18 protein-coding genes are annotated in these 19313 nt (G+C 70.2%); 9 read left to right on the forward strand and 9 right to left on the reverse strand.

Translation table 11 applies throughout. The annotated features are described in order from the left end of the window. Positions 1 to 98: 98 nt before the first annotated feature. The 5 genes from pgl to tkt are packed head-to-tail and all read right to left on the reverse strand — an operon-like array spanning position 99 to position 6701. On the reverse strand, positions 99 to 881 hold the full coding sequence (gene pgl / locus OOJ98_RS07515) for a 6-phosphogluconolactonase (RefSeq protein WP_267053832.1): 783 nt from the start codon (positions 879 to 881) through the stop codon (positions 99 to 101). After that, positions 878 to 1921 carry a glucose-6-phosphate dehydrogenase assembly protein OpcA gene (gene opcA, locus OOJ98_RS07520; protein ID WP_267053833.1) on the reverse strand — a complete coding sequence of 348 codons (1044 nt, stop codon included), beginning with the start codon at positions 1919 to 1921 and terminating at the stop codon, positions 878 to 880. The genes pgl and opcA overlap by 4 nt, the downstream gene beginning before the upstream one ends. After that, complete coding sequence (zwf, locus tag OOJ98_RS07525) at positions 1918 to 3441, reverse strand: glucose-6-phosphate dehydrogenase (RefSeq protein WP_267053834.1); 1524 nt, start codon at positions 3439 to 3441, stop codon at positions 1918 to 1920. The genes opcA and zwf overlap by 4 nt, the downstream gene beginning before the upstream one ends. Before the next feature lie 3 nt (positions 3442 to 3444). Then, positions 3445 to 4563, reverse strand: a complete 1119-nt coding sequence (gene tal / locus OOJ98_RS07530; protein WP_267053835.1) for a transaldolase — start codon at positions 4561 to 4563, stop codon at positions 3445 to 3447. 35 nt (positions 4564 to 4598) lie between these two features. Continuing rightward, a complete protein-coding gene (gene tkt / locus OOJ98_RS07535; protein WP_267053836.1) occupies positions 4599 to 6701 on the reverse strand; it encodes a transketolase in 2103 nt (700 codons plus the stop codon). A 307-nt stretch (positions 6702 to 7008) separates the two neighbouring features. Here tkt and OOJ98_RS07540 point away from each other — a divergent pair, with 307 nt between their 5' ends. The 3 genes from OOJ98_RS07540 to OOJ98_RS07550 all read left to right on the forward strand — a co-directional run bounded on the left by OOJ98_RS07540 (position 7009) and on the right by OOJ98_RS07550 (position 9557). Beyond that, complete coding sequence (locus OOJ98_RS07540) at positions 7009 to 7962, forward strand: heme o synthase (protein ID WP_267053837.1); 954 nt, start codon at positions 7009 to 7011, stop codon at positions 7960 to 7962. Positions 7963 to 8050: 88 nt separating this feature from the next. Continuing rightward, positions 8051 to 8392, forward strand: a complete 342-nt coding sequence (locus OOJ98_RS07545; RefSeq protein ID WP_267053838.1) for a hypothetical protein — start codon at positions 8051 to 8053, stop codon at positions 8390 to 8392. A 76-nt stretch (positions 8393 to 8468) separates the two neighbouring features. Then, positions 8469 to 9557, forward strand: coding sequence for an amidohydrolase (locus OOJ98_RS07550; protein ID WP_267053839.1), 1089 nt, complete (start codon positions 8469 to 8471; stop codon positions 9555 to 9557). 75 nt (positions 9558 to 9632) lie between these two features. On the opposite strand, the gene OOJ98_RS07555 is transcribed toward OOJ98_RS07550, so the two are convergent. The 4 genes from OOJ98_RS07555 to OOJ98_RS07570 all read right to left on the reverse strand — a co-directional run bounded on the left by OOJ98_RS07555 (position 9633) and on the right by OOJ98_RS07570 (position 13357). Beyond that, complete coding sequence (locus tag OOJ98_RS07555) at positions 9633 to 10637, reverse strand: heme A synthase (RefSeq protein WP_267055556.1); 1005 nt, start codon at positions 10635 to 10637, stop codon at positions 9633 to 9635. 164 nt (positions 10638 to 10801) lie between these two features. Further along, positions 10802 to 11569 (reverse strand): ABC transporter permease, encoded by a 768-nt coding sequence (locus tag OOJ98_RS07560; protein WP_267053840.1) that lies wholly within the window; start codon positions 11567 to 11569, stop codon positions 10802 to 10804. Further along, positions 11566 to 12492, reverse strand: coding sequence for an ABC transporter ATP-binding protein (locus OOJ98_RS07565; protein WP_267053841.1), 927 nt, complete (start codon positions 12490 to 12492; stop codon positions 11566 to 11568). Before OOJ98_RS07565 ends, OOJ98_RS07560 begins: the two co-directional genes overlap by 4 nt. Positions 12493 to 12550: 58 nt before the next feature. Next, on the reverse strand, positions 12551 to 13357 hold the full coding sequence (locus tag OOJ98_RS07570; RefSeq protein WP_267053842.1) for an aminoglycoside N(3)-acetyltransferase: 807 nt from the start codon (positions 13355 to 13357) through the stop codon (positions 12551 to 12553). A gap of 182 nt (positions 13358 to 13539) precedes the next feature. On the opposite strand from OOJ98_RS07570, the gene OOJ98_RS07575 reads away from it, so the two are divergent. From OOJ98_RS07575 to OOJ98_RS07600, 6 genes are all read left to right on the forward strand, one after another. Beyond that, positions 13540 to 14292 (forward strand): metalloregulator ArsR/SmtB family transcription factor, encoded by a 753-nt coding sequence (locus tag OOJ98_RS07575; RefSeq protein ID WP_267053843.1) that lies wholly within the window; start codon positions 13540 to 13542, stop codon positions 14290 to 14292. Then, entirely contained in the window at positions 14289 to 15710 is a 1422-nt protein-coding gene (sufB, locus tag OOJ98_RS07580; RefSeq protein ID WP_267053844.1) for a Fe-S cluster assembly protein SufB, read from the forward strand. Before OOJ98_RS07575 ends, sufB begins: the two co-directional genes overlap by 4 nt. 62 nt (positions 15711 to 15772) lie before the next feature. Then, a complete protein-coding gene (gene sufD, locus OOJ98_RS07585) occupies positions 15773 to 16954 on the forward strand; it encodes a Fe-S cluster assembly protein SufD (RefSeq protein WP_267053845.1) in 1182 nt (393 codons plus the stop codon). After that, entirely contained in the window at positions 16954 to 17271 is a 318-nt protein-coding gene (locus OOJ98_RS07590; RefSeq protein WP_267053846.1) for a bifunctional 3-phenylpropionate/cinnamic acid dioxygenase ferredoxin subunit, read from the forward strand. Before sufD ends, OOJ98_RS07590 begins: the two co-directional genes overlap by 1 nt. A 7-nt stretch (positions 17272 to 17278) precedes the next feature. Beyond that, complete coding sequence (gene sufC / locus OOJ98_RS07595; protein ID WP_267053847.1) at positions 17279 to 18043, forward strand: Fe-S cluster assembly ATPase SufC; 765 nt, start codon at positions 17279 to 17281, stop codon at positions 18041 to 18043. After that, positions 18040 to 19311 carry a cysteine desulfurase gene (locus OOJ98_RS07600; protein ID WP_267053848.1) on the forward strand — a complete coding sequence of 424 codons (1272 nt, stop codon included), beginning with the start codon at positions 18040 to 18042 and terminating at the stop codon, positions 19309 to 19311. The genes sufC and OOJ98_RS07600 overlap by 4 nt, the downstream gene beginning before the upstream one ends. Positions 19312 to 19313 lie beyond the last annotated feature (2 nt).

Here is a 19313-nt window from a genome sequence, read left to right on the forward strand (position 1 = left end):
TTGAGACCCCACGGCCTGTTGAGCCGCTGAGGCACCCGTGACGACGAACGGCCCGGCCCGCCCCCGAAGGGGAGGACCGGGCCGTTCGCCCGTGGCGTCTAGGCGGACGCCGGGGGGTACAGCGACCGCGGCAGCTCGGACGCGGCGGCCGCGTCCAGGAGCCACAGGGTGCGGGCACGGCCGTAGGCGCCCGCGGCCGGAGCCTGCACCTCACCCGCGCCCGACAGGGCTATCCGCGCCGCGTGCGCCTTGTCCTCGCCGGCCGCGAGCAGCCAGACCTCGCGGGCCGAGCGGATCGCCGGGAGGGTGAGCGAGACCCGGACGGGCGGCGGCTTGGGCGCGCCGTGCACCCCGACCACCATCCGCTCGGTCTCCCGCACCGCGGGCAACTCCGGGAAGAGCGACGCCACATGGGTGTCGGGCCCGACACCCAGCATCAGCACGTCGAACGTCGGCACCGGGCCGTGGTCCTCGGGGCCGGACGCCTCCGCGAGCTCCGCCGCGTAGGCGGCTGCCGCCGCGTCCGCGTCGTCGCCGAAGACCCCGCCCGAAGCCGGCATCGCGTGGACCCGCTTAGGGTCGAGCGGCACCGCGTCGAGCAGCGCCGCGCGCGCCTGCGTGTAGTTGCGCTCGGGGTCGCCCTCGGGCAGGAACCGCTCGTCGCCCCACCACAGGTCGAGCCGCGACCAGTCGATCGCGTCCCGGGCCGGCGAGGAGGCGAGCGCCGCCAGCAGCCCGTTGCCGTTGCGGCCGCCGGTGAGGACCAGCGACGCCGAACCGCGGGCCGCCTGGGCGTCCACGACCTTGGTGATGAGCCGGGCCGCCGCGGCCTCGGCCATCAGCTCCTTGTCGCGGTGGACGACCAGCTGCGGCGTGCTCACTTCGCCGCTGCCTTCTTGGCCGGCGCCGCCTTCTTCGCCGGAGCGGCCTTGGCCTGGGCGCCGTCGGTTCCGTCCGCGCCGTCCTTGCCGGCCTGCGCGGTCTTCTCCTCGACGCCCTCGCCGAGCTTGTCGACGCCGTACTTCAACGCGGACGCGTAGGTGTCGTCCGGGTCGAGGCGGCGCAGCTCCTCCGCGATGAGTTCGGAGGTCTCACGGCGCTTGAGGGCCACCGCGCGGTCGGGCTGGCCCTGCATGGACAGCGTGGCGAGCGAGCCGTCCGCGCGGTCCAGGACGATCGGGCCGCAGTCCGTCTCCAGGCGTACGGCGGTGAGGCCGGGGCCCTGCGACAGGGAGCGCCTGACCGGCACGTCGAGCCGGTCGGCGAGCCACATCCCGAGCAGTTCGCAGCTCGGGTTGAACTCCTCGCCCTCCACCTCGGCACCGATGACCTTGCAGGCCACCTGGTCGAGGGCCGCGGCCAGCATCGAGCGCCAGGGCGTGATGCGGGTCCACGACAGGTCGGTGTCGCCGGGGGTGTACGCCTCGGCGCGGGCGGTCAGCTCCTGGATGGGCTGCTCGGCCGCGTAGGTGTCGGTCACCCGGCGCTGGGCGAGCGCGCCCAGCGGGTCCTGCGCCGGGTCGATCGGCGCGTTCACCGGCCACCAGACGACGACCGGCGCGTCCGGGAGCAGCAGCGGGAGCACCACGGACTGGGCGTGGTTGAGCACCTCGCCGTACATCCGCAGCATCACCGTCTCGCCGGTGCCGGCGTCCGCGCCGACCCGCACCTCGGCGTCGAGGCGGGAGGCGGTGCGGTCGCGGGGCGAACGCGAGACGCGCTTGATGACGACGAGCGTGCGCGAGGGGTGCTCGCGCGAGGCCTCGCCCGCCGCCCGCAGGGCGTCGTACGCGTTCTCCTCGTCGGTGACGATCACGAGGGTGAGCACCATGCCGACCGCGGGGGTGCCCACGGCCCTGCGGCCCTGCACGAGCGCCTTGTTGATCTTGCTGGACGTGGTGTCCGTAAGGTCGATCTTCATGGCCGACGCCAGCTCCGTCCGTCTCGTGCGAGCATTTCGTCCGCCTCGTCGGGACCCCAGGTCCCCGAGGGGTACTGGGCGGGCTTGCCGTGTGCGTCCCAGTACTGCTCGATCGGGTCGAGGATCTTCCAGGACAGCTCGACCTCCTCCACACGAGGGAAGAGGTTGGAGTCGCCCAGGAGGACGTCCAGGATGAGGCGCTCGTAGGCCTCGGGGCTCGACTCCGTGAAGGACTCGCCATAGGCGAAGTCCATGGAGACGTCCCGGACCTCCATCGAGGTGCCCGGCACCTTGGAACCGAAGCGCACCGTCACGCCCTCGTCCGGCTGCACCCGGATGACCAGGGCGTTCTGGCCCAGCTCCTCCGTGGCGGTGTGGTCGAAGGGGGAGTGCGGAGCGCGCTGGAAGACCACCGCGATCTCGGTGACCCGCCGGCCGAGCCGCTTGCCGGTGCGCAGGTAGAACGGCACGCCCGCCCAGCGGCGGTTGTCGATCTCCAGCTTGATCGCGGCGTAGGTGTCGGTCTTCGACTTGGGGTCGATGCCGTCTTCCTGGAGGTAGCCGACGGCCTTCTCGCCGCCCTGCCACCCGGCCGCGTACTGACCGCGCACGGTGGACTTGCCGAGGTCCTTGGGCAGCCGCACGGCGCCGAGGACCTTGGTCTTCTCCGCCGCGAGCGCGTCCGCGTCGAAGGAGGCGGGCTCCTCCATCGCGGTCAGCGCCATCAGCTGCATCAGGTGGTTCTGGATGACGTCACGGGCCGCGCCGATGCCGTCGTAGTAGCCGGCCCGGCCGCCGATGCCGATGTCCTCGGCCATCGTGATCTGCACGTGGTCGACGTAGGAGCGGTTCCACAGCGGCTCGAACATGGTGTTCGCGAACCGCAGGGCCAGGATGTTCTGAACGGTCTCCTTGCCCAGGTAGTGGTCGATCCGGAAGACCTCGTTGGGCGGGAAGACCTCGTGCACGACCTGGTTGAGCTCCTCCGCGGAGACCAGGTCGTGGCCGAACGGCTTCTCGATGACCGCGCGGCGCCAGGAGCCGTTCTTCTGGTCGGCGAGCCCGTGCTTCTTGAGCTGCTGGACGACCTTGGGGAAGAACTTCGGCGGCACCGACAGGTAGAAGGCGAAGTTGCCGCCCGTGCCCTGCGCCTTGTCGAGCTCCTGGATCGTGGACTTCAGGGTCTCGAACGCGTCGTCGTCGTCGAAGTCGCCCTGGACGAAGCGCATCCCCTGGATGAGCTGCTGCCAGACCTCCTCGCGGAACGGCGTACGGGCGTGCGCCTTCACCGCGTCGTGGACCTCCTGAGCGAAGTCCTCGTCCTGCCACTCGCGGCGGGCGAAGCCGATCAGGGAGAAGCCCGGCGGCAGCAGACCCCGGTTGGCGAGGTCGTAGACAGCGGGCATCAACTTTTTACGGGACAAATCGCCCGTGACGCCGAAGATCACCAGGCCCGACGGCCCCGCGATGCGCGGGAGCCGTCGGTCTGCGGCGTCACGCAGCGGATTGCTGCTTGACAAGATTTACGCCTCCGAGGGTGCGAGGCGCTTGAGCTCCGCCTCGGTGGACTTGAGCAGGTCGTTCCAGGCGCCTTCGAACTTCTCGACGCCCTCGTCCTCGAGGAGCTGCACGACCTCGTCGTAGGAGATCCCCAGCTTCTCGACGGCGTCGAGTTCCGCGCGGGACTGCTCGTACGTGCCGGTCACCGTGTCGCCGGTGATCTGCCCGTGGTCGGCGGTCGCCTCCATGGTGGCTTCCGGCATGGTGTTGACCGTGTTGGGTGCCACCAGGTCGTCCACGTACAGGGTGTCCTTGTACGCCTTGTCCTTGACGCCCGTCGAGGCCCACAGCGGGCGCTGCTTGTTGGCGTGCGCCTTGTCCAGCGCGGCCCAGCGGTCGGAGGAGAAGACCTCCTCGTACGCCTGGTAGGCGAGGCGCGCGTTGGCGAGACCGGCCTTGCCGCGGGCGGCCTTGGCCTCGTCGGTGCCGAGCGCGTCGATCCGCTTGTCGATCTCGGTGTCCACACGGGACACGAAGAAGGACGCCACCGAGTGGATCTTCGACAGGTCGAGGCCGCGCTCCTTGGCCTTCTCCAGGCCGGAGAGGTAGGCGTCCATGACCTCGCGGTAGCGCTCGAGCGAGAAGATCAGCGTGACGTTGACGCTGATGCCGAGACCGATGGTCTCGGCGATCGCCGGCAGACCCGCCTTGGTGGCCGGGATCTTGATGAGCGTGTTCGGCCGGTCCACCAGCCACGCCAGCTGCTTGGCCTCGGCGACCGTCGCCCGGGTGTTGTGCGCCAGGCGCGGGTCGACCTCGATGGACACCCGGCCGTCCTGGCCCTCGGTGGCGTCGAAGACCGGGCGCAGGATGTCGGCGGCGTCCCTCACGTCAGCCGTCGTGATCATGCGGATGGCCTCTTCGACGGTCACCTTGCGGGCCGCGAGGTCGGTCAACTGGGTGTCGTAGCCGTCACCCTGGCTGATCGCCTTCTGGAAGATCGACGGGTTGGTGGTGACACCGACCACGTGCGACTGGTCGATCAGCTCGGCCAGGTTGCCGGACGTGATCCGCTTGCGCGACAGGTCGTCGAGCCAGATCGCGACGCCTTCGTCGGAGAGGCGCTTGAGTGCGTCTGTCATGAGAAATGCATCTCCTACTAGTTCGTATACCGGCGTCAGCGCTTGGCGGCGTCGATGGATTCCCGGGCGGCGGCGGCCACGTGGTCGGCAGTGAAGCCGAACTCCTTGAACAGGACCTTGCCGTCCGCCGAAGCGCCGAAGTGCTCCAGCGAGACGATGCGGCCCGCGTCGCCCACGAAGCGGTGCCAGGTCAGACCGATACCGGCCTCGACCGCGACCCGCGCCCTGACCGACGGCGGCAGCACGCTGTCCCGGTACGCCTGGTCCTGCGCCTCGAACCACTCCACGCACGGCATCGAGACCACACGGGTCGGGATGCCGGCCGCCTGGAGCTGCTCCCGCGCGCCGACGGCGAGCTGGACCTCGGAGCCGGTGCCGATGAGCACGACCTGCGCGTCGGTCTTCTGCCCGGAGGGCCCTTCGGCGTCCAGGAGGACGTAACCGCCCTTGGCGGCGTCCTCGTTCACCTCGTACGTCGGCACGCCCTGGCGGGTCAGCACGAGGCCGTGCGGGGCCCCCTTGCCGTACACCTTGGTGTAGCGCCGGAGGATCTCGCGCCAGGCGATGGCGGTCTCGTTGGCGTCCGCGGGGCGGACCACGTTGAGGCCGGGGATCGCGCGCAGCGAGGCGAGGTGCTCGACCGGCTGGTGCGTGGGACCGTCCTCGCCCAGACCGACCGAGTCGTGCGTCCACACGTACGTGACCGGCAGGTGCATCAGCGCGGACAGACGCACGGCGTTGCGCATGTAGTCGGAGAACACCAGGAAGGTGCCGCCGTAGATGCGGGTGTGGCCGTGCAGCGCGATGCCGTTCATCTCCGCGGCCATGGAGTGCTCGCGGATGCCGAAGTGCACGGTGCGGCCGTACGGGTCGGCCTCGGGCAGCGGGTTGCCGGCCGGCAGGAACGACGACGTCTTGTCGATGGTCGTGTTGTTCGAGCCGGCGAGGTCGGCGGAGCCGCCCCACAGCTCGGGCATGACCGCGCCGAGCGCCTGGAGGACCTTGCCGGAGGCGGCGCGCGTCGCGACGGCCTTGCCGGTCTCGAAGACGGGGAGGTGCGACTCCCAGCCCTCGGGCAGCTCGCCCGCGTTGATGCGGTCGAACTCGGCGGCGCGCTCCGGGTTGGCGGTGCGCCAGGCGGCGAAGGTCTTCTCCCACTCGGCCTTGGCCTCACGGCCGCGGTCAAGAGCCTCGCGGGTGTGCGCCAGGACCTCGTCGGCCACGAAGAAGGACTTCTCCGGGTCGAAGCCGAGGACGCGCTTGGTGGCGGCCACCTCGTCGTCGCCGAGCGCCGAGCCGTGCGCGGCCTCGGTGTTCTGCGCGTTCGGGGCGGGCCAGGCGATGATCGAGCGCATCGCGATGAACGACGGCCGGTCGGTGACCGCCTTAGCGGCCTCGATCGCGTCGTACAGCGCCTCCGGGTCGAGGTCGCCGTCGGGCTTGGGCGCGACGCGCTGGACGTGCCAGCCGTAGGCCTCGTACCGCTTGACGGTGTCCTCGGAGACGGCGGTCTCGGTGTCGCCCTCGATCGAGATGTGGTTGTCGTCCCACAGCAGGACCAGGTTGCCGAGCTGCTGGTGACCGGCGAGGGAGGACGCCTCGGAGGAGATGCCCTCCTGGAGGCAGCCGTCACCGGCGATCGCGAAGACGAAGTGGTCGAACGGGGAGGTGCCGGGGGCGGCCTCCGGGTCGAACAGGCCGCGCTCGTAGCGGGCGGCCATCGCCATGCCCACCGCGTTGGCGACACCCTGGCCCAGCGGGCCCGTCGTCGTCTCCACGCCGGTGGTGTGGCCGTACTCCGGGTGGCCGGGGGTCTTCGAGCCCCAGGTCCGGAACGCCTTGAGGTCATCCAGCTCCAGGCCGAACCCGGCCAGGTACAGCTGGATGTAGAGAGTCAGGGACGAGTGGCCCGCGGAAAGGACGAAACGGTCGCGGCCCACCCAGTCGGCGTCCGCCGGGTCGTGCCGCATCACCTTCTGGAAGAGGGTGTACGCGGCCGGCGACAGGCTCATCGCCGTACCTGGATGGCCGTTGCCGACCTTCTGTACGGCATCCGCGGCCAGTACGCGGCCGGTGTCTACGGCCCGCTGGTCCAGCTCGGTCCACTGGAGGTCTGTGGTGGTCGGCTTGGTGCTCACCCTGAGTCAGGGCTCCTCTCCACATGTCGTATCCCGGTGACTGAGGGCGCACCGGGCGTTGTCGAGCCTACCCCCGCAGGAACGCTCATTTTTTCGACTGACTGCACGTTGAGACGGACACGTCCAGGGTGCCGGGGACCGGCGAAATCCGCCTCCCGACGAACCATCCCCAACACGACCCCACCCCCGGGGATGGCGGCGTATGGGCAACGTCTAGAGTGGCGTGGTACGCGCAAGTCTTTACCGGGCCTTCACGTCCGGGAACGTCCCGGATTACCGGGGACTTGCTGGGAATTCTCTGTCAGGGGTGTGCGTGACGGCCGTCGAGTCCCGACCCGCAGGGGTCGTCTTGACTCCCAGCCCGGGGGGCCATCGGCCATTCGGGGCCCGCGTCAAGGCCTTCGTGGCGCTGACCAAGCCACGGATCATCGAACTGCTCCTCATCACCACCATTCCGGTGATGTTCCTGGCCGAGCAGGGCGTTCCCCCACTGTGGCTGGTCTTCGCCACCACACTGGGCGGGTACCTCTCGGCGGGCGGCGCAAACGCCCTGAACATGTACATCGACCGCGACATCGACGCGCTGATGGACCGAACCTCCCAGCGTCCGCTGGTGACGGGCATGGTCTCGCCGCGTGAGTGCCTGGTCTTCGGCATCTCGCTCGCCGTCTTCTCGACGCTGTGGTTCGGGCTGCTCGTCAACTGGCTCTCGGCCGCCCTGTCGCTCGGCGCGCTGCTCTTCTACGTCGTCGTGTACACGATGATCCTCAAGCGCCGGACCTCGCAGAACATCGTGTGGGGCGGCATCGCGGGCTGCCTGCCGGTGCTCATCGGCTGGTCCTCGGTCACCGATTCGATGTCGTGGGCGCCGATCATCCTGTTCCTCGTCATGTTCTTCTGGACGCCGCCGCACTACTGGCCGCTGTCCATGAAGGTCAGGGAGGACTACGCCCGGGTCGGCGTGCCGATGCTGCCGGTGGTCGCCTCCAACAAGGTCGTGGCCCGTCAGATCGTGCTCTACAGCTGGGTGATGGTCGCCGTCTCGCTGCTGCTGACCCCGCTCGGCTACACGGGCTGGTTCTACACGGTGGTCGCCGTCGTCTCCGGCGGCTGGTGGCTGTGGGAGGCGCACGCGCTCCAGTCCCGTGCCAAGCACGAGGCGACCGGCACCAAGCTGAAGGAGATGCGCCTCTTCCACTGGTCCATCACCTACGTGTCGCTGCTGTTCGTGGCCGTCGCGGTGGACCCGTTCCTGCGCTGACCCCCGCATACGCACCAGGAGGGGCCAGTGGCGCAAGCCACTGGCCCCTCTTCTCGCTCCCGGAACTACCCGCTAGTAGCATCGCGGCATGGCAGACACCCAGGTTGACGAGAAGCAGGCCGCGAAGGCCGAACGGCACGCGGCCAGGCTGGCCCGCCAGATCGGCTCCTTCGCCAAGGAACACGGCGGCGCCGAGGGCCAGATCGCGTACATCGGCCAGAAGGGCGCCCGCATCGTCCTGGTCGGCGAGGACGGCGGCTGGGGCGACCTGGTGGCCCCCACCCGCGCCGTCGCGCTGAGCGCCGTCGAGAAGTCCGGGATCACCGTCCACGAGGACTTCGACGGGGAGTTCGCCGCCAAGGTGAAGACCGGCCCGTACGAGTGGAGCCGCATGGCCGGCATCCAGCTCGGCGGTCCGAAGAACAGCTGAGCGGCAGCCGATCAATACCGATCCGGGGCTCACCCGTTAGGAGGGGTACAAGCGCGTCCACCCCAGGGAGCCCCGGATGATCGACACCCCGACCCTGGTGGACCAGTACTGCCACGGCATCCTGCGCACCGAACTCGGCCTCGGCACCTTCGAGACGGCGCTCGGCCGCACCGGGACGCTCCCCGCGCCCGGCACCACCTTCTTCGACACCCAGACCGGCTTCGCGGTACGCCGCTGGTGCCCCCCGCTCCTCGGCCTCGAACCGCACTGCCCTCCGGCCCGCTATCTGGCCCGCCGCCGCGAGCTCGGCGTACTGGAGTCGGGCAGACGCCTGCTGAGGGGCTCGGGAGTCTCCACCTATCTGGTGGACACCGGGCTGCCCGGCGACCTCACCGCGCCGCACGAGATCGCCGCGGCGGGCGCCGCAGACGCCCATGAGATCGTCCGCCTCGAACTCCTCGCGGAGCAGGTCGCCGACACCTCGGGGACCGTCGAGTCCTTCCTCGCCAACCTCGCCGAGGCCGTGCACACCGCGGCGCACTCGGCCATCGCCTTCGCCTCGGTCGCCGGCGTACGCGAAGGCCTCGACCCGGAGCCGCCGGGCCCGGGGGAGGTGCGCGGCGCGGCCGGACGGTGGCTCGCGGGCCGCCGCAAACACGACCGCCTCGACGACCCCGTCCTCCTGCGCCACCTGCTGTGGAGCGCCGTCGCCTGCGGCCGCCCGCTCCAGCTCCAGGTGGGCATGGCCGACCCGATGCCGCTCGCCGGATTCGCGGACGCGACGGCCGGGCTCGGCACCGACCTGGTGCTGCTCCACGGCTATCCGTACCACCGCCAGGCCGCGCATCTGGCCGGTCTCCACCCGCATGTGTACGCGGATGTCGGGCCCGCCCTGGTGCGCACCGGCGCCCGCGCCGCCGCCGTCCTGGCGGAAATCCTGGAGCTGGCCCCGTTCGGGAAACTGCTCTACTCCAGCGGGGCGTGCGGGCTGCCCGAGCTGCACGTGGTGGGCGCGCGGCTGTTCGCGGAGGCGCTCGGCCGGGTCCTCGGCGACTGGGTCGGCGAGGGCGCGTGGTCGCGCGCGGACGCGCAGCGGGTGGCGGGGATGATCGCGGCGGGCAACGCGCGGCGGGTCTACGGACTGCCGGACCCGGCGCAGCCCTGAACGCCCGCGCGGGGGCGGGCGTTCAGGGGTGACGCGGAGAGGACCCCCGGTACGGGGACGCGGGGCTCCGGACGGTCAGGCGTGGCTCAGCGCGGAGTCGGCCTGGGCCGGGACATCGGCCGTGAGCTCCGGCCGCTCGCGCAGCGAGAGCAGTACGCGCAGCACGGCGATCCACACCAGGCACGAGCCCAGCATGTGCAGGCCCACCAGGATCTCGGGCGTCTTGAGGAAGTACTGGACGTACCCGATGACGCCCTGACCCATCAGCACCAGGAACAGATCGCGGGCACGGGCGCGCGGCCCGGGGGGCGCGTCGACCGCCTTGAGGACGAACCACAGGGCGACGGAGAGCGCCACGACGATCCAGGCGAGGTCCGCGTGCAGCTGCGTGATCATCGTCCAGTCGAGCGGGATGCGCGGCACGTCCTTGGAGTCGCCGGGGTGGCGGCCGGTGCCGGTGACGACCGTGCCGACCGCGATGAGCGCGGCCGACGCGCCCACCAGGAGCCAGGTCAGCTGGGCAACCGCCTTGCCCACCAAGGGCCTTGGCGCGCCGTCGCCCTCCTGGGTGCGCTGCCAGGTGACGACGGCGACCGCGATGAGCGCGCTGGAGAGCAGGAAGTGGGCGGCCACCGTATAGGGGTTGAGGCCGACCAGGACGACGATGCCGCCGAGGATCGCGTTGCCCATGACCACCCAGAACTGCACCCAGCCGAGCCGGGTCAGCGGGCGCCGCCAGGGCTTCGCGGAGCGGGCCGCGATGATGGCCCAGCCGACCGCGGCACACAGCACGTAGGTGAGCATGCGGTTGGTGAACTCGATGGCCCCGCGGAAGCCCATCTCGCTGGTGGCGGTGAGGCTGTCGGCGGTGCACTTGGGCCAGGTGGGGCAGCCGAGCCCCGAGCCGGTGAGCCGGACCGCGCCGCCGGTCACCACGATGGCGACGGCCATGACGAGGGCGGCGAGGGCCGCGCGCCGCACGATCGCGGGGGAGGCGGTCCAACGCTCCGCGATGAAGAGAAGCGGATTGCGGGCCGCTGCGGTCACATCGGCGCGGGTCACTTTCGGCATGGGGCCTATCGTAGGCGCCCGTTTGTGCATGTTTTCACTAGGGGGCCCCGCCGTGCCCGGACGGGAGGAAAGTCACTCCCGACCGGGCCCGCGGCGCACTCCCCGGGCGCTCCCTGCGCACTCCTCGGACGCTCCCCGCGCGTGTCCGGTGCACGTCCGGGCTCGCTCCCGGCTCACTCCCAGCGGAAGAACTTCGCGGCCGCGCCCAGGCCGAGCACCGCCCACACCGCGAGGATCCCGACGTCGCCCCACGGCATGGCGGCGCCGCTCTGGAGGACGTCGCGCAGCCCGTCGGAGAGCGCCGAGATGGGCAGCAGATCGAGCACGGACCGTACGCCGCCGGGGAACTTGTCCATCGGCACGATGACCCCGCCGGCGACGAGGAGCAGCAGGAACACCAGGTTGGCCGCGGCGAGCGTGGCCTCGGCCTTGAGGGTGCCGGCCATGAGCAGCCCGAGCCCCGAGAAGGCGGCGGTGCCGAGCACCAGGAGGAGCAGGACCGCGAGCGGGTTGCCGTGCGGGGACCAGCCGAGGGCGAAGGCGATGACGGTGAGCAGGACGACCTGGAGCACCTCCGTGACGAGCACGGCGAGCGTCTTGGAGGTCATCAGCGCCCAGCGCGGCAGCGGCGACGCGCCGAGCCGCTTGAGCACTCCGTACCGCCGCTCGAAACCGGTCGCGATGGCCTGGCCGGTGAACGCGGTGGACATGACGGCGAGCGCGAGGATGCCGGGCGCGAGGAAGTCGACGGAGCTGCCCGTACCGGTGTCGATGATGTCGACGGTCGAGAACAGGACGAGCAGCAGGCTCGGGATGATCACGGTGAGCAGCAGCTGCTCGCCGTTGCGCAGCAGCATCCGCGTCTCCAGGGCGGTCTGCGCCCCGATCATCCGCCCGAGCGGCGCGGCGCCGGGCTTCGGTGCGTATGTGCCGGTACTCATGCCCGCAACTCCCTGCCTGTCAGCTCCAGAAAGACGTCCTCAAGCGTGTGGCGTTCGACCGAGATGCCGTCGGGCATCACGCCGTGCTGGGCGCACCAGGTGGTGACGGTGGCGAGCAGTTGGGGGTCGATGGTGCCGGTGATGCGGTACGCGCCCGTGGTCTGCTCGATCGCGGCGGAGCCGTCCGGCAGCGCCTTGAGGAGCGAGCCGAGGTCGAGGCCGGGGCGGCCGGTGAAGCGCAGGGTGTTCTCTGCGCCGCCCTTGCAGAGCTGCTCGGGGGAGCCCTGGGCGACGACCTTGCCGGCGTCGACGATGGCCACGTCGTCCGCGAGCGACTCGGCCTCGTCCATGAAGTGGGTGGTGAGGACCACGGAGACGCCGTCGGCGCGCAGTTCGCGCACGAGGTCCCAGGTGGAGCGGCGGGCCTGCGGGTCGAGGCCGGCGGTCGGCTCGTCCAGGAAGACCAGCTCGGGGCGGCCGACGACCGCCATGGCGAGCGCGAGGCGCTGCTGCTGGCCGCCGGAGAGCCTGCGGTAGGTGGTGCGGCCGCAGCTGCCGAGGCCGAGGCGCTCGATGAGGGCGTCGACGTCGAGCGGGTGGGCGTGCAGCTTCGCCATGTGGCGCAGCATCTCGTCGGCGCGGGCGCCGGAGTAGACGCCGCCGGACTGGAGCATCACGCCGATGCGCGGCTTGAGCCGTTCGCCGTCGGTGACCGGGTCGAGGCCGAGGACGCGGACGGTGCCCGCGTCGGGCCTGCGGTAGCCCTCGCAGGTTTCGATGGTGGTGGTCTTGCCGGCGCCGTTGGGGCCGAGGACGGCGGTCACGGTGCCCGCGCCGACCGTGAGGTCGAGGCCGTCCACCGCGGTCTTGGGTCCGTACCGCTTGACCAGGCCCAGGACCTGGACGACGGGCTCGCTGTTCATGACCGGCAAGTCTAGGCCTGGGTGCCGGGTCCCCCGGCGTGGGGGCCCGGCGGCCGCTTCATCCCTCGTACGGGCGATGGACGGGCAGCCAGCGCGTCGCGTAGGAGACCGCGTCCCGGACCGGGAACAGGCGGCACACGGCCGCGCCGGCCCGGCCGCGCTCCACGCTCCGCGCGTCCCGTTCGAAGTCGGCGCCCAGCTCGGCGAAGTCCTCGCTGTCGAGGGCCGTGTCGCGGACGGTGAGCCACTCCCGGCCCCGCGGGGTCGTCGCGGCGAACGACACGTCGACGACGGGGCCGGGCACCCGGTACTCCGCCAGGTGGAAGGAGGTGCAGGAGCCGAATCCGGCGCCGAGCAGCAGCACCCGGGCGTCCGCTTCCTCCAGGCGGGCCAGCGGGCTGCGCTCGCCCAGGGCGCAGTCGAGCGGGTGGCCGGCGGTGATCCGCGACGCGCCCGGACCGATCGCGGCGAAGGACGACTGCGGATGGTCGCTGCGCAGCGCGCCGGGCCAGTTGCGCACGGCCTCGGGTATCACTCCGACGCCGCGGCTGGGGGTGGTGCGCGGGTCGTACGCGGGGAAGGCGCCCCGGATGGTCTCCCACCACTCCTCGGGCACGGCGGGGCGACGCCATGGGGCGGGGTCGGAGTTGTCGTTGGAGAAGGCGGGGACCACCAGAGTGCCCGTTTCGCCCAGCGTGTCGAGAAGAGATTCGACGACCGTGACCACGCCTCCGCAGACCCAGCCGAGCGACTTGAGGGAGGAGTGCACGAGGAGCGTCTCGCCGCGGCGGACGCCGAGCTCGCGCAGGTCGTGCGTGAGCGAGTCGCGGGTGCACAAAGGGCCGGTCACAGGCGGTGTGGGCATGGTCGGCGAGTCTGCCGCAGGAGGCTTCCGAGGGCCACCGAATAACGCGGAACGACCCCGCGCGCTGATCGATCAAAGATCGTTTCCGCAGGTCAGCTTAGGTTCGCCTAAGTGATACACCGCACCGTTCGTGATCGCGACGTGGGTTGTCAGGCCCTGAGGAATTACGCAACAATGGTGTTGTGAAAAACGTCGGCGAGGCTCCCCAGGAGGAACTCGCGACCGGTGAGCGGTCCACCCGCAACCGCGTCGCGCGCTCCATCCTGGACCACGGGCCCTCGACCGCTCAGGACCTCGCGAAGCGCCTCGGCCTCACCCAGGCCGCCGTCCGCCGCCACCTCGACACGCTCGTCGCCGACGAGGTCGTCGAACCGCGCGAACAGCGCGTCTACGGCGCGCGGACCCGCGGCCGCCCGGCCAAGGTCTTCGCCCTGACCGACTGCGGCCGGGACGCCTTCGAGCAGTCCTACGACAAGCTCGCCGTCGACGCCCTGCACTGGATCGAGCAGTCCGCGGGCGGCGGCGCGGCCGGCGAGGAAGCCGTCGCGGCGTTCGCGCGGGCCCGCGTCGAGGCTCAAGCCGGGGCGTACCGGGACGCGATCGAGGCAGCGGAGCCTGAGGAGCGGACCCAAGCCCTGGCCAAGGCCTTGAGCGCCGACGGGTACGCTGCTACGGCGCGCAGCGCACCTCTTCCGCAGCGGGGCGAGCAGCTGTGCCAGCACCACTGCCCGGTCGCCCACGCCGCCGAGCGGTACCCGCAGCTGTGCGAGGCGGAGACGGAGTTCTTCTCCCGCCTCCTGGGAACACATGTGCAGCGCCTGGCGACGATCGCCCACGGCGACGGCGTCTGCACCACGTTCATCCCGCACGGCGCGCCACCACAGACCACACACCAGCAAGCATCTGCAAGCACGGCCGGGAGGAACCCCGCATGACGCTCCCCACGGAGACTGCCCACCCTGAGCTTGATGGCCTGGGCACGTACGAATACGGCTGGGCCGACTCCGACGCGGCCGGCGCCGCTGCCAAGCGCGGTCTTTCCGAGGCTGTCGTCCGCGACATCTCGGGGAAGAAGAACGAGCCGGAGTGGATGCTGAAGCTGCGCCTCAAGGGCCTGCGTCTCTTCGACAAGAAGCCCATGCCGAACTGGGGCTCCGACCTCTCCGGCATCGACTTCGACAACATCAAGTACTTCGTGCGGTCGACGGAGAAGCAGGCGGCGTCCTGGGAGGACCTGCCCGCGGACATCAAGAACACGTACGACAAGCTCGGCATCCCCGAGGCGGAGAAGCAGCGCCTGGTGGCCGGTGTCGCGGCCCAGTACGAGTCCGAGGTCGTCTACCACCAGATCCGTGAGGACCTGGAGGAGCAGGGCGTCATCTTCCTCGACACCGACACCGCCCTGAAGGAGCACCCCGAGCTCTTCCAGGAGTACTTCGGCACCGTCATCCCGGTCGGCGACAACAAGTTCGCGTCGCTGAACACCGCGGTGTGGTCCGGCGGCTCGTTCATCTACGTGCCCAAGGGTGTCCACGTCGACATCCCGCTCCAGGCCTACTTCCGTATCAACACGGAGAACATGGGCCAGTTCGAGCGGACGCTGATCATCGTCGACGAGGACGCCTACGTCCACTACGTCGAGGGCTGCACCGCCCCGATCTACTCCTCGGACTCGCTGCACAGCGCCGTCGTCGAGATCATCGTCAAGAAGGGCGGCCGCTGCCGCTACACGACGATCCAGAACTGGTCGAACAACGTCTACAACCTGGTCACCAAGCGCGCCGTGGCGTACGAGGGTGCGACCATGGAGTGGATCGACGGCAACATCGGCTCCAAGGTCACCATGAAGTACCCGGCCGTCTACCTGATGGGCGAGCACGCCAAGGGCGAGACGCTCTCCATCGCCTTCGCGGGCGAGGGCCAGCACCAGGACGCCGGCTCCAAGATGGTCCACATGGCGCCGAACACCTCCTCCAACATCGTCTCCAAGTCGGTGGCGCGAGGCGGCGGCCGCACCTCCTACCGCGGTCTCGTCGAGATCGGCGAGGGCGCCCACGGCTCCAAGTCGAACGTGCTCTGCGACGCGCTGCTCGTCGACACGATCTCCCGCTCGGACACGTACCCCTACGTCGACGTCCGCGAGGACGACGTCTCCATGGGCCACGAGGCGACCGTCTCCAAGGTCTCCGAGGACCAGCTCTTCTACCTGATGAGCCGCGGTCTGACCGAGTTCGAGGCGATGGCGATGATCGTGCGCGGCTTCGTCGAGCCGATCGCCAAGGAGCTCCCCATGGAGTACGCCCTTGAGCTCAACCGGCTGATCGAACTGCAGATGGAGGGCTCGGTCGGATAACGACCGTTCCCCGTCCGGCAGTTGAGCAGATTCTGATTCAGGAAGAGAGCACTACGACAGCCATGGCTGAGGCTCAGAACATCCCGGCCGGTTCCACCACGGCCGGCTCGATCGCGGTGGCCGCCGAGTCGACCGTCGCCACCCGCATGAGCGCCCCTCCGTCCTTCGACGTCGGTGACTTCCCGGTCCCGCACGGCCGCGAGGAGGAGTGGCGGTTCACGCCGCTGGAGCGCCTGCGCGGGCTGCACGACGGCACCGCCGTCGCCACCGGTGACGGTGTGAAGGTCGCCGTCGACGCGCCCGAGGGCGTCGTCGTGGAGACCGTCGGGCGCGACGACGCCCGCCTCGGCAGGGCCGGCACGCCGGTGGACCGCGTCGCGGCCCAGGCGTACTCGTCCTTCGAGAAGGCCTCCGTCGTGAGCGTCCCCAAGGACACGGTGCTCACCGAGCCGATCCGGATCGCCGTGCACGGCGAGGGCGGCGTTGCCTACGGCCACCAGATCGTCGAGCTCGGCGCGTTCGCCGAAGCCGTCGTGGTCATCGACCACACGGGCGACGCGGTGCTCGCCGCCAACGTCGACTACCTCATCGGCGACGGCGCCAAGCTGACCGTCGTCTCCGTGCAGGACTGGGACGACAAGGCCGTCCACGTCTCCCAGCACAACGCGCTGATCGGCCGCGACGCCACCTTCAAGTCGTTCGTGGTCACCTTCGGCGGCGACCTGGTGCGCCTGCACCCGCGGGTCTCCTACGCCGGCACCGGCGGTGAGGCCGAGCTGTTCGGCCTGTACTTCACCGACCAGGGCCAGCACCAGGAGCACCGCCTCCTGGTCGACCACACCACCCCGCACTGCAAGTCCAACGCGGTGTACAAGGGCGCCCTCCAGGGCGACGACGCGCACGCCGTGTGGATCGGTGACGTCCTCATCCAGGCCACGGCCGAGGGCACGGACACCTACGAGATGAACCGCAACCTGGTCCTCACCGACGGCGCCCGCGTCGACTCGGTGCCGAACCTGGAGATCGAGACCGGCGAGATCGCCGGCGCCGGTCACGCCTCGGCCACCGGCCGCTTCGACGACGAGCAGCTCTTCTACCTGATGTCGCGCGGCATCCCGCCGATGGAGGCCCGCCGCCTGGTCGTGCGCGGCTTCTTCGCGGAACTCGTCCAGCAGATCGGCCTGCCGGACGTCGAGGAGCGCCTCCTGGCGAAGATCGAGACGGAGCTGGAGGCTTCCGTCTGATGGCCTTCGTCAAAGCCTGTGCGCTGAGCGAGCTGGAGAGCGACACCCCCAAGCGGGTGGAGATCGACGGCACGCCGGTGTCCCTCGTCAAGACCGGGGGCGAGGTGTTCGCGATCAACGACATTTGTTCCCACGCGAACGTGTCGCTCTCGGAGGGCGAGGTCGAGGACTGCGCCATCGAGTGCTGGCTGCACGGCTCGAGCTTCGACCTCCGCACCGGCAAGCCGTCCGGCCTTCCCGCGACGCGCCCCGTGCCCGTATACCCCGTACAGATCCAAGGGGACGATGTGCTCGTCTCCGTCACCCAGGAGTCCTGAGTTCCCCATGGCAACGCTTGAAATCCGCGACCTGCACGTCTCCGTCGACACCGAGAACGGTACGAAGGAGATCCTCAAGGGCGTCGACCTGACCGTGAAGCAGGGCGAGACCCACGCCATCATGGGCCCCAACGGCTCCGGCAAGTCGACCCTGGCGTACTCGCTGGCCGGGCACCCCAAGTACACGATCACCAGCGGCACCGTCACGCTCGACGGCGAGGACGTCCTGGAGATGTCCGTCGACGAGCGCGCCCGCGCCGGCGTCTTCCTCGCCATGCAGTACCCGGTCGAGGTCCCCGGCGTCTCGGTCTCCAACTTCCTGCGCACCTCCGCCACCGCCATCCGCGGCGAGGCCCCCAAGCTGCGCACCTGGGTGAAGGAGGTCAAGTCCGCCATGGAGCAGCTCCAGATGGACCCGGCCTTCGCCGAGCGCAACGTCAACGAGGGCTTCTCCGGCGGTGAGAAGAAGCGCCACGAGATCCTCCAGCTGGAGCTCCTCAAGCCGAAGATCGCGATCCTCGACGAGACCGACTCCGGCCTCGACGTCGACGCGCTGCGCCAGGTCTCCGAGGGCATCAACCGCGTCCGTGAGAACGGCGAGGTCGGCACCCTCCTGGTGACCCACTACACGCGCATCCTGCGCTACATCAAGCCCGACTACGTCCACGTCTTCGCGGGCGGCCGCATCGTCGAGTCCGGCGGCGCCGAGCTCGCCGACAAGCTCGAGTCCGAGGGCTACGCGTCGTACACGAAGGGTGGCGCTTCCGAGTGACACAGCTGCCGGGCCTCCTCACGCAGTCCGCTCTCCTGGACGAGGCGATCCGCAAGGACTTCCCCTTGCTGGACCGTGTGGTCCACGACGGGAAGAAGATCGTCTACCTCGACTCGGCGGCGACGTCGCAGAAGCCGCGCCAGGTGCTCGACGCGCTCAACGAGTACTACGAGCAGCACAACGCGAACGTGCACCGCGGTGTGTACCTCGTCGCGGAGGAGGCCACGGCGCTGTACGAAGGCGCCCGTGACAAGGTCGCCGGTTTCATCAACGCGCCCAGCCGCGACGAGGTGATCTTCACCAAGAACGCCTCGGAGTCGCTCAACCTCGTCGCCAACATGCTGGGCTGGGCCGACGAGCCCTACCGCGTGGACAGCGACACCGAGATCGTCATCACGGAGATGGAGCACCACTCCAACATCGTGCCGTGGCAGCTGCTCGCGCAGCGCACGGGCGCGAAGCTGAAGTGGTTCGGCCTCACCGACGACGGCCGGCTCGACCTGTCGAACATCGACGAGATCATCACCGAGAAGACGAAGATCGTCTCCTTCACGCTGGTCTCCAACCTGCTCGGCACGCAGAACCCGGTCGAGGCGATCGTGCGCCGCGCGCAGCAGGTCGGCGCGCTGGTCTGCATCGACGCCTCGCAGGCCGCCCCGCACATGCCGCTCGACGTGCAGGCGCTCCAGGCCGACTTCGTGGCCTTCACCGGCCACAAGATGTGCGGTCCGACCGGCATCGGCGTCCTGTGGGGCCGCCAGGAGCTCCTGGAGGACCTGCCGCCGTTCCTGGGCGGCGGCGAGATGATCGAGACGGTCTCGATGCACTCGTCGACCTACGCTCCGGCGCCGCACAAGTTCGAGGCGGGCACGCCCCCGATCGCGCAGGCCGTGGGCCTGGGCGCGGCCGTGGACTACCTCTCCTCGATCGGCATGGACAAGATCGCCGCGCATGAGCACGCGATCACCGAGTACGCGGTCAAGCGCCTCCTGGAGGTCCCGGACCTGCGGATCATCGGCCCCACCACGGCCGAGGACCGCGGCGCGGCGATCTCCTTCACGCTCGGCGACATCCACCCGCACGACGTGGGCCAGGTCCTCGACGAGGAGGGCATCGCGGTCCGCGTGGGCCACCACTGCGCGCGCCCGGTCTGCCTGCGCTACGGAATTCCTGCGACCACACGAGCGTCTTTCTATCTGTACTCCACGCCCGCCGAGGTCGACGCCCTGGTGGACGGTCTGGAGCACGTACGAAACTTCTTCGGCTAGGG

The sequence above is a fragment of the Streptomyces sp. NBC_00083 genome (genome assembly GCF_026343295.1).
Lineage (GTDB): Bacteria > Actinomycetota > Actinomycetes > Streptomycetales > Streptomycetaceae > Streptomyces.

Excerpts from the sequence above, each read along its gene's own strand:
- opcA (WP_267053833.1), bottom strand. The coding sequence starts at position 1,921 with ATGAAGATCGACCTTACGGACACCACGTCCAGCAAGATCAACAAGGCG.
- tal (WP_267053835.1), bottom strand. The coding sequence starts at position 4,563 with ATGACAGACGCACTCAAGCGCCTCTCCGACGAAGGCGTCGCGATCTGG.
- OOJ98_RS07545 (WP_267053838.1), top strand. The coding sequence starts at position 8,051 with ATGGCAGACACCCAGGTTGACGAGAAGCAGGCCGCGAAGGCCGAACGG.
- OOJ98_RS07550 (WP_267053839.1), top strand. The coding sequence starts at position 8,469 with ATGATCGACACCCCGACCCTGGTGGACCAGTACTGCCACGGCATCCTG.
- OOJ98_RS07560 (WP_267053840.1), bottom strand. The coding sequence starts at position 11,569 with ATGAGTACCGGCACATACGCACCGAAGCCCGGCGCCGCGCCGCTCGGG.
- OOJ98_RS07565 (WP_267053841.1), bottom strand. The coding sequence starts at position 12,492 with ATGAACAGCGAGCCCGTCGTCCAGGTCCTGGGCCTGGTCAAGCGGTAC.
- OOJ98_RS07570 (WP_267053842.1), bottom strand. The coding sequence starts at position 13,357 with ATGCCCACACCGCCTGTGACCGGCCCTTTGTGCACCCGCGACTCGCTC.
- sufB (WP_267053844.1), top strand. The coding sequence starts at position 14,289 with ATGACGCTCCCCACGGAGACTGCCCACCCTGAGCTTGATGGCCTGGGC.
- sufD (WP_267053845.1), top strand. The coding sequence starts at position 15,773 with ATGGCTGAGGCTCAGAACATCCCGGCCGGTTCCACCACGGCCGGCTCG.
- OOJ98_RS07590 (WP_267053846.1), top strand. The coding sequence starts at position 16,954 with ATGGCCTTCGTCAAAGCCTGTGCGCTGAGCGAGCTGGAGAGCGACACC.
- sufC (WP_267053847.1), top strand. The coding sequence starts at position 17,279 with ATGGCAACGCTTGAAATCCGCGACCTGCACGTCTCCGTCGACACCGAG.